We start from the raw sequence: 9484 nt of genomic DNA, 5'->3' as shown, positions 1-9484 counted from the left end.
GCGCTACCGGTGCTACTGGACCTCAAGGACTTCGTGGTGCTACTGGCGCTACCGGCGCTACTGGACCTCAAGGACCCCGTGGTGCTACCGGCGCTACTGGACCTCAAGGACTTCGTGGCGTTACTGGCGCTACCGGTGCTACTGGACCTCAAGGACTTCGTGGTGCTACTGGCGCTACTGGACCGGCGGGCACACCAATCCCTGTAACTATAGCAGCAATAGGAAATTCTAATCCACAAACTATATCTCCTGGAACAAACATCCAATTCAATCAAGTTTTCGAATTAAATAATATAACTTTTAACGACACTTCAGATACTTTAACTATTCTAGAAACAGGAGTATACGATATTAGCTTCTCAGCATCTACAACCTTCCCAGGTTCTTCACCATTTGGGTTCGGTATTTCATTCAACGGTCAACCACCTACTCGTAATTTTTCAACTAACGTTATCGGTAGTGCTGTTTCTTTCTCTACAATCGTTACTTTACAAGCTGGTACAACAATTGCTGTACAACCTACAGCAAATACTATTTCTATTCCTAACACTGGTGACACAACAGCTACACTATCAGTCTTCCGAATTTACTAACTTTTAGTTTTTATCTTATTTTTGAAAGACCAAGAATATTTGATTTATAGTAATTTGTATTATTTTGATTGTATGTTAAATCTCTCTTTTAATAAAAAGGAGTACTTATTTTGGAGGATAAGTACTCCTTCTTTACGTTTCTTTACTTCAAATTTACTTTAGCTTAATTCTCTTTTTGTATGATAAATAGTGAAGACAAAGACATGAAAGAGGGATGATAATGAGAATTATATCACTGACACGTTTTTGGTTTGTTCTTATGGTATGCATAATTTTATGTATAGGATTTCTTTTAACTCTAAAATATTCAAACATTTCAAAAGCAGAAAGAAAAACAGTTCCATACGAACTTCTGTATACAAAACAAAACGACATCCCGTATTCCTCTTCCACACAAAATGAAAAAAAGGTTATAAAAGGTATGCTTATTACAGAAGCTTCTAGTTACGAAGCGCTACTTCAAATTGCTGAAACGATTAAAGATCAGTATACAAATAAAGAAATTGATGAAATCAAGCTTTCTATTCACAATAAAAATAATGGTAATTATGAAGAAGAATTACCTTACGAACCTATTAGTAAAGGTACAGTAATCGTCACATACGATTCTCCATCCTTTGGCAGTACGAACATTATACTTAACGAGTAATATCATTTATCCCAATCGATATGCACCAATAACTGGTAAAGGCATACAAAGATTTCCACCGATTAAAGTTTCACTTTATTTTCCATACGAAAAAGAGGCGAATTTCGTTATTCGCCTCTTTCTTTTACCAAAATGATGGAATCCACTCTTTCACTTTGTCAAACCACTCTTGTTGCTCTTTTTTTCTTTGTTGTTCCTCTTCTTTTCGTTTTTTCTCTTCTTCTTTTCTTCGTTTTTCTTCCTCAATCATTTTTAATTGCTTTGTATAATCCGCCTCAGGTATTAGTGATAACTGAAATGCCTTTTGAGCTGGATTTCCATTCGCTTTCCTCATAATGTCCCTGAACATTGTCGTTGTAATTTGGCTGCCTCCTGGCACATAATGCTCACTATCTGTTTTATCATACCCTACCCAAATCGCACCTACTAAATCCGGTGTGTATCCAACAAACCACGAATCCTTCGCACCAGTACTTGGTCCATTTACAAGCTGGGTAGTCCCCGTCTTACCTGCGGTATCAATATTATTAACTTTCGCTTTTTCACCCGTTCCCCTTTCAATAACACCTTTTAATAAGTATGTCATCTTTTGGGCAACTTTCTCGTTCGTCACACGAGTTTCTTTCTTGTACCATTTTCCAATTGTTTCCCCTTCAGCATTTTGGATTTCTCTAATAGCATGAGCTTCTACTTGGACACCATCATTTGCCAATGTGCTATACGCTTGAGCCATTACAAATGGAGAAGTCCCTACATGCATACCGCCTAAAGCAATCGGATACGTACGATCTTCAGGCTCTAATGGAATACCAAACCGCTCTAAAGATTTTAATCCTTTATCTAATCCAATTTGCTCTAATAGCCAAACTGCTGAAACATTATATGACTTTGCCACTGCTTCATACATCGTCACATTACCATGGAACGTATGATCACTATTTTGTGGTGCATATTCTTTAATATTAAATGGTTCATCTTTTAAAACATCGTATACTTCATATCCTTGCTCTAACGCTGGTACATACACTGCAAGAGGCTTTAACGTTGAACCGGGCTGCCTTTTTAATTGTGTTGCATGATTAAACTGTAAAAATTGATATGGACCTCTACCTCCAACTAAAGCTGGAACACCGCCAGTTTTTGGATTCATAAGGACCACTCCAGTTTGCATAAGCTGATCTGAACCACTATCTTTAAAATAACTATCATTATTCACAACATCTTCAACCGCTTGTTGTTTTTTCGGGTCAAGTTCCGTATAAATACGATAACCACCTGCTAAAATTTCATTTTGTGTTAATTCATACTTGTCCATCGCTTCTCTAATAATATAATCTACGTATTGAGAATATTTCCCCTTATATTTATCGTCAACACCACGTCGTAATACAAGACCTGATTCTTTCTCCTGATTATATTGTTCTTCAGAAATATATCCTTGTTCCTTCATTAAACCTAATACGACATTACGTCTTTCAATGGATTTATTAAAGTTTTTATACGGCGAATACGCAGATGGCGCTTTAATTAATCCTGCAATCGTTGCAGCTTCTGAAATTGTTAAATCTTTTACCTCTTTATCAAAATAAGATTTAGCTGCTCTTTTTATCCCCCAAGCACCTTCACCAAAATAAATTTGATTCATATACATTTCTATAATTTCATCTTTTGAATAAGTACGCTCTATTTTTTTTGTTAAAAAATATTCCTTTATTTTACGTGAGTATGTGCGATCTTGTGTTAAAAATACATTTTTTGCAAGTTGTTGTGTAATTGTACTACCACCAGCCACAACTTCACCAGCTGTAATGTTCTTAAATACAGCGCTTATGATTCCACTATAGTAAATGCCATGATGACTAAAAAATTCCTTATCTTCTACTGCAACAATTGCTTGAACCATAATATCAGGAATATCTTTCCTTTTGACCCCTTCTGTTTTAGAAGAAGCTAATTTAGTCGCAACTTCATTATTTGCATCATAAATTAAAGTCGGTTGTGGCACAGCTTGTTTTAATTCAGATATATCTTGAATGGAAATTATTATATTTACAGCAATAAATAGAGTAACGAGCAAACTTCCCAATACAATTAATGAATTGCGTAGTTTTTTCCTCTGATTGAACCACTCAAGCGTTTTTTTAAAGTGAGTGTTCTTCAATTTCATTCGTTCACTTCCTTCGTTTGTTTACACGCTTCTTTTTAAAAGGAAGAATATACCTCCTTTTAAATTTATTATAATAACGTAGTCTTTCCTATAGTGTAAAGCTTTTCTTTCACATTCATACTTTTTACAAGAAAAGGACATTCTACAAGTAAGATATTCACCATTAGTACTAATATTATTAATGCAACAATGTGAGTTATGTTAAGTTTTTGTAAACTTTTCGATAAAATGTTTTAAAAAACGACAGTTTTTTGTTAGAATTGACTAGCCAATATATTTTACATATATTACTTTTGTGGGGGTAACTAATAATGGTATTTAAATCAAAAAAAGATAAATTTTCTGAAATGTTAATGAATGTTTCCGAAAATTTAAAAGAAGGCGCGCAGTTTTTCGTGGAGTATAAAATTAAAAATGCTAGCGATTTAAAAGAGTTTTCTATGCGCATGAAAGATTATGAGTCAAAAGGTGACTCATTCATTCACGAAATCATTATGGAGTTAAACAAAGCGTTTATCACTCCTATTGAACGTGAAGACATCCTACAACTTGCAATGAGTATGGATGATGTATTAGACGGATTAGATCATAGTGCTGGTCTATTCGAAATGTATTCTATTACAGAAGCTGATGAATACATGATTAAATTCGTAGAAGCAATTAATCAATGTGCAATTGAAATTGCAAACTCTGTTGAACTACTGTCTAAAAAGAAGTTAGTCGACATTCGTACGAACGCGATTAAGATTAAGGATTACGAATCACAATGTGATGATATTCGCCGTCATGCGATTAAGCACTTATTCTCTCGTGAAAAAGATCCGATTAAGATTATTCAATACAAAGAGATTTACGAAGAGCTTGAAGAAGTAGCAGATAGCTGCCAAAGCGTTGCAAACGTATTAGAAACAATCATTATGAAGAACGCGTAAGGAGTTTGATCATGGATACACTCTTGATACTGACCGTTTTAGTAGTCATTTGCGCTTTAGCTTTTGACTTTATCAATGGATTTCACGATACAGCAAACGCTATTGCAACGGCTGTTTCAACGAAAGCTCTAAAGCCTAGACATGCAATTGTTATGGCAGCTATTATGAACTTTTTAGGTGCGATGACATTTACAGGTGTAGCAAAAACGATTACAAAAGATATCGTTGACCCATTTGCTTTGCAAAATGGTTCCCTTGTAATTTTAGCTGCTTTGCTTGCGGCAATAGCTTGGAACTTAATTACTTGGTACTACGGTATCCCAAGTAGTTCTTCGCATGCAATCATTGGCGCAATCGCTGGTGCAGCAATTGCTGCTGCCGGTATTAGCTCATTAAACCTTAAAGGATTCATTAAAATTCTTGAAGCTTTAATCATTTCACCGATTATCGCTTTTGTTATTGGTTATATCGTATACAGTATTTTTAAAGTAGTCTTTAAAAACTTTAACTTAACGAAAACGAACAAAAACTTCCGTATATTCCAGATTTTCACTGCAGCATTACAAGCTTATACGCATGGTACGAATGATGCACAAAAAGCAATGGGAATCATTACGATGGCTCTTATGGCCAATAACTATCATACTTCTGACGACATCCCGTTCTGGGTACAATTATGTTGTGCAATCGCAATGGGTCTTGGTACTTCTGTCGGTGGATGGAAAATTATTAAAACTGTCGGTGGACAAATTATGAAAATTCGTCCTGTAAATGGTGTAGCTGCCGATTTATCATCATCACTTGTTATTTTCGGTGCAACATTCATTCACTTACCGGTTAGTACGACGCACGTTATCTCTTCTTCTATTTTAGGGGTTGGTGCTTCTCATCGTGTGAAAGGTGTAAAATGGGGAACTGCAAAACGCATGTTAATTACATGGATTATTACACTTCCAATTTCAGCTTCTCTAGCTGCGTTATTTTACTCCTTATTACACTTAATCTTTTAATTAAAAGTCGTCTTCCTTATTTTTCTAGGAAGACGACTTTTTTGTGAACAAGCCTATTTCTTATTAAAAAGCGTGTATAATGATTGGTGGATAAGTTATATAGAGGAGTTGGCAATTTTGGAATACATCATGTTACTTTTCATCGGATTAATCGCCGGGACAGTCGGGAGCCTAGTAGGGCTTGGGGGCGGAATTATTATCGTTCCGTTATTAATTGGATTACACAGTTTATCACCACAGCTCGCAGTAGGAACTTCTATGGTAACAGTCGTTTTTACAGGGCTGGCTTCTACCCTTACTTATATGAAGCATAAACGGGTAGATTATAAAAGTGGACTTATTTTATTTATCGGGAGTGGCCCTGGTGGTATTATCGGATCATGGGCAAACAAATTTTTAAACCAAGATACATTTTCTTTATACTTTGGGATTTTTCTTATATTCGTCTCCATTCTTCTTATACTACGAGACAAATTGAAACCTCTTTCCCTATCAAATATGACTGTAATTAAGCGATCTTTTACAGATAACGAAGGAAATACTGTAGACTATCAATTTCCACCATTTCTCGCTATCTTTATTGCCTTTATAGTTGGATTTATATCCGGATTATTTGGAATCGGTGGTGGTGCCTTACTTGTGCCAGCAATGATGCTCCTTTTTGCGTTCCCAGCACACATTGCTGTAGCAACTTCAATGTTTATCGTATTTCTCTCAGCAATTGTAAGTTCTTTAACTCACATCTCTCTAGGAAATGTCAGCTGGGCTTATGCATTAATTCTTATTCCTGGTGCATGGGTTGGCGGAAAAATCGGGGCTTATATTAACACAAAATTAAGCGGTAATGCCGTAATTAATTTATTACGTATCACATTAATTATTCTTGGAACTAGATTAATCATTACTTCATTTTTATAACGCGTTCTTTCTAGAATGCGTTTTTTCTTATACACATGAATATAAAAAGGCTCCTAGGAGAACAAATAAAACTAAACAAACACTTAATAACATAAAATTTGAAATATGTACTTTCTTCAAGTTGATCACTCCTATAGCTACGACTGTTATCTTTATGATAGCGAAAAAACAGGTCGCATGCAGTTACAAAGTGCTAACAATGCAAAATCATTTATTACAAATTTTATCCTTATATTTCATTTCTTTGTATAATCTATCGATTCAATAAAAAAAGATGTCGTATTGACATCTTTTTAGTGAAGAAGTGACCATCCCATAAAGTCTTCATGTACTTGGCACGCCCTCTTATCATTTCGATCATATAATTCAGCATAACTATCTGTTTCTTCATCATAAGCCATCGTATAAATAATTTGGCCGTCTATTTCAACGGATAAAACGACTCCACCTTTCATCTCTTCTACATGAATGGTAGCATTCGCTGGAATTCTCATATCCGTCATCTTCATCGCATCTAACAATATACTAAACCCCCTACAGCGTATTCATTGCTAGTACTATTACACACTAAATAGTATACTACTGTAATAGCATACATTTCGTCAATGAAATTGCTGTTTAAAAAGCATATTGTCTTTATACATATACGCTAAAATATAAGAAATAGAAATGTTTTAATGGGGGGCTAACATTGATTCTACATAAAGGAGATGTATTATTCCGTCAAGGTGAGGACGGTCCATTATATTTTATAAAAACAGGTTTATTAAAAGTTATTCGGTTAGAAGCAGACGGAACACCATTTTTATTTAATATTATCGTTCCTGGTGAAACGATACCTCACCATTCTTTAATTTCACCGAAGGAATATCACGGTACCGCTATCGCTTTAATGAAAACAGAAGTTGAGCCTATAATTAGCAATGAATGGTACGATCAACTCCAGGCAAATCCTGCATCTTATGAAAATATCGCTATGCAATTACAATCGAAATTAAGAATGATGCAACAGCGTATCGATCAATTGACAACTGTCTCTCCTAAAGAGCGCCTTCATCGTTTACAAGAGTGGTTCACCTTATATTTAGGTGACATTCCTATTTATGAAATATTAACACAAACTGAAATTGGTCAGCTCATAGGTGTACGCCGCGAAACAGTAAATCGCTTATTAAGAGAACAAGCAAAAAACGAGGTAAAATAATACCTCGTTTTTTGTTTAGTAATGTTAATCTATTGTAAGCTTGCTGCGGGACCGAAAAATTCATAATGAATGTTCTCTTGTTTAACACCCAAATCAATTAATGCAGCATTTATATGCTTCATAAATGGTACTGGGCCACAGAAATAAAATTCTGCTTCAGTTGTTGGAATAATAGTTTGTAACCATTCACGTTCAATGAATCCTTCTTTGTCAAAATTCTTCATTTCCACATCTTGCTCTGACGGTGAAGAATAGCAAGTATATGCTTTCACTTGTTCATACTCTTTTTCTACTGTCTCAACATGCTCTTTCATCGCATGTGTATTACTATTTATCGCCGCATGAACAAAGCATACATTACGCTTTGATTCTTGTTCGATTAGCGTATTTAACATACTCATCATCGGTGTAATACCTACTCCACCACTAATTAGTACAACAGGTAATGTTGACTCCATATTTAACACGAAATCTCCCGCTGGTGCACTTACTGTTAAGACGTCTCCTTCCCCTACATGCTCATGTAAGTAATTAGATACTTTACCATCTGGTGTATCTACACCTTTTTCTTTCTTTACACTAATGCGATAGTAATCTTTTCCAGGAGCATCAGATAAGCTATATTGACGATTATGCGTATATGTTTCACCTTCAATATTTATTTGAATCGTTACATATTGTCCCGGGATGAATGATGAAACTTTCCCGCCATCTTCAGGTTTTAAATAAAATGATGTAATAACATCGCTTTCCTTCACTTTTTTAACAATCACAAAGTTGCGGAAATCTTTCCATCCACCTTCTTTATGCGCAGCTTCTTCATACATACCCGCTTCAATGCTAATGAATGCATCAGCAATGACGCCATACGCTTCTCCCCATGCATTTAAAACTTCATCAGGTGCGCCTGCGACCTCTTTAATCGCTCGTAGTAAGCATGTGCCTACTATTGGATAATGCTCTGCTTTAATACCTAAACTTCTATGCTTATGACCGATTTGCTTTACAACCGGAATAATAGCCTCTAAATTATCAATGTACATTGCAGCTGCATAAACCGCATTTGCTAATGCTTGTTGTTGTCTTCCCTTTTTCTGATTCGTATGGTTGAAAATATTCAATAACTCCGGATGTTCCGAAAATAAAATTTGATAAAATCTCGTTGTAATTTCAACGCCTTTTTCCTGTAATAAAGGTACTGTTGACTTAACGATTTCAATTGTTTTTGCACTTAACATTGTATCCCACTCCTCTATTTCTTTAACTGTTTTTAGTTTAACTGAATTGTATAATACATATTGTGATTTTAATCACTATTAACATGGTGTTTTTGTGAAAAATATATGAACAATGCACATATTAAGTAAATTTTAATTAGCCATCATTAATAGTGCTCAAAAAAAAGCTAACTAGAATTCTAGCTAGCCTACTACTTCGTTTGTATTGCTTGTTCAATTACTTGTATATTCTGCCCATCTCCAAACTCGGTATACCCCCACACATTCGTTTCACCTTTATATTTATTCACAAGTATATCCAAGTCATGATATACGCGATGAGCATAGACTACATACTCAATATTCTGAAGCTCCACACCTTTTTTTACAATTTCATAACTTCTATTCACATCACGTTTTATTTTTTCATTTTTTATTTCTTTATGTATATTTTTTAATGAAGGTTCTTGCTCTTGAAACCATTGTTTAAAATGTTTCCAATCCCCATCTGTATATTTCTCTGCCTTACCATAGTTCAAGAAATTATTATAACTTTCATGTGTCGTACGAACAAATTCAAGTGTCTTCTTCTTCTCTTGCACATCTTCTATTTGTGCTACTGTATTTACTCCAGCAGACTTATTCGCATAATACAATAGTACTTTCATAAGACTATAGCTCGCTATTGCCATTACAGTAATAGTTACCAATACACTTAACAATTTCTTCATATACAGAACTCCTTTTCTACTATGAATATTACAATGTACTGTTACACTTGTAACATTCTCTCG

At 35.0% G+C, this 9484-nt stretch carries 10 protein-coding genes; 6 read left to right on the top strand and 4 right to left on the bottom strand.

The annotated features are described in order from the left end of the window. On the top strand, positions 1-593 hold a 593-nt coding region (locus tag MRBLBA3_RS05805), incomplete at its 5' end, for a Gly-Xaa-Xaa repeat protein (RefSeq protein WP_363380158.1). Positions 594-813: 220 nt separating this feature from the next. Then, positions 814-1242 (top strand): hypothetical protein, encoded by a 429-nt coding sequence (locus tag MRBLBA3_RS05800; RefSeq protein WP_001220308.1) that lies wholly within the window; start codon positions 814-816, stop codon positions 1240-1242. Positions 1243-1366: 124 nt separating this feature from the next. On the opposite strand, the gene MRBLBA3_RS05795 is transcribed toward MRBLBA3_RS05800, so the two are convergent. After that, positions 1367-3409: a transglycosylase domain-containing protein gene (locus MRBLBA3_RS05795; RefSeq protein WP_000769260.1), complete on the bottom strand. Its 2043-nt coding sequence runs from the start codon at positions 3407-3409 to the stop codon at positions 1367-1369. A gap of 311 nt (positions 3410-3720) precedes the next feature. Between MRBLBA3_RS05795 and MRBLBA3_RS05790 the strand changes: the two genes are divergently transcribed. The 3 genes from MRBLBA3_RS05790 to MRBLBA3_RS05780 all read left to right on the top strand — a co-directional run bounded on the left by MRBLBA3_RS05790 (position 3721) and on the right by MRBLBA3_RS05780 (position 6269). Then, positions 3721-4341: a DUF47 domain-containing protein gene (locus tag MRBLBA3_RS05790; RefSeq protein WP_000231441.1), complete on the top strand. Its 621-nt coding sequence runs from the start codon at positions 3721-3723 to the stop codon at positions 4339-4341. An 11-nt stretch (positions 4342-4352) separates the two neighbouring features. Beyond that, positions 4353-5351: an inorganic phosphate transporter gene (locus MRBLBA3_RS05785; protein WP_000380281.1), complete on the top strand. Its 999-nt coding sequence runs from the start codon at positions 4353-4355 to the stop codon at positions 5349-5351. 117 nt (positions 5352-5468) lie between these two features. Next, positions 5469-6269 (top strand): sulfite exporter TauE/SafE family protein, encoded by an 801-nt coding sequence (locus tag MRBLBA3_RS05780; protein ID WP_000455750.1) that lies wholly within the window; start codon positions 5469-5471, stop codon positions 6267-6269. Between the two features lie 293 nt (positions 6270-6562). Here the strand turns inward: MRBLBA3_RS05780 and MRBLBA3_RS05775 are convergent, their stop codons facing one another. Next, complete coding sequence (locus MRBLBA3_RS05775; protein ID WP_000883005.1) at positions 6563-6790, bottom strand: hypothetical protein; 228 nt, start codon at positions 6788-6790, stop codon at positions 6563-6565. Positions 6791-6960: 170 nt separating this feature from the next. On the opposite strand from MRBLBA3_RS05775, the gene MRBLBA3_RS05770 reads away from it, so the two are divergent. Further along, the gene (locus MRBLBA3_RS05770) at positions 6961-7473 is read left to right on the top strand and encodes a Crp/Fnr family transcriptional regulator (protein ID WP_000600570.1); all 513 of its coding nucleotides are present in this window, start codon (positions 6961-6963) and stop codon (positions 7471-7473) included. 29 nt (positions 7474-7502) lie between these two features. Here MRBLBA3_RS05770 and hmpA read toward each other — a convergent pair whose 3' ends face one another. Beyond that, on the bottom strand, positions 7503-8711 hold the full coding sequence (hmpA, locus tag MRBLBA3_RS05765; RefSeq protein WP_363380151.1) for an NO-inducible flavohemoprotein: 1209 nt from the start codon (positions 8709-8711) through the stop codon (positions 7503-7505). A gap of 191 nt (positions 8712-8902) precedes the next feature. After that, complete coding sequence (locus MRBLBA3_RS05760) at positions 8903-9421, bottom strand: hypothetical protein (RefSeq protein WP_000735542.1); 519 nt, start codon at positions 9419-9421, stop codon at positions 8903-8905. Between the last annotated feature and the right edge of the window lie 63 nt (positions 9422-9484).

This window comes from Bacillus sp. LBA3-1-1.1, assembly GCF_040676495.1.
In the GTDB taxonomy this organism is placed as follows: domain Bacteria; phylum Bacillota; class Bacilli; order Bacillales; family Bacillaceae_G; genus Bacillus_A; species Bacillus_A nitratireducens.
The sequence above is the reverse complement of the archived record's forward strand: the minus strand, read 5'-3'. Positions and strand labels throughout refer to the sequence as shown.

Coding starts and splice junctions, on each gene's coding strand:
- MRBLBA3_RS05800 (WP_001220308.1), top strand. CDS start 814: ATGAGAATTATATCACTGACACGTTTTTGGTTTGTTCTTATGGTATGC.
- MRBLBA3_RS05795 (WP_000769260.1), bottom strand. CDS start 3,409: ATGAAATTGAAGAACACTCACTTTAAAAAAACGCTTGAGTGGTTCAAT.
- MRBLBA3_RS05790 (WP_000231441.1), top strand. CDS start 3,721: ATGGTATTTAAATCAAAAAAAGATAAATTTTCTGAAATGTTAATGAAT.
- MRBLBA3_RS05785 (WP_000380281.1), top strand. CDS start 4,353: ATGGATACACTCTTGATACTGACCGTTTTAGTAGTCATTTGCGCTTTA.
- hmpA (WP_363380151.1), bottom strand. CDS start 8,711: ATGTTAAGTGCAAAAACAATTGAAATCGTTAAGTCAACAGTACCTTTA.
- MRBLBA3_RS05760 (WP_000735542.1), bottom strand. CDS start 9,421: ATGAAGAAATTGTTAAGTGTATTGGTAACTATTACTGTAATGGCAATA.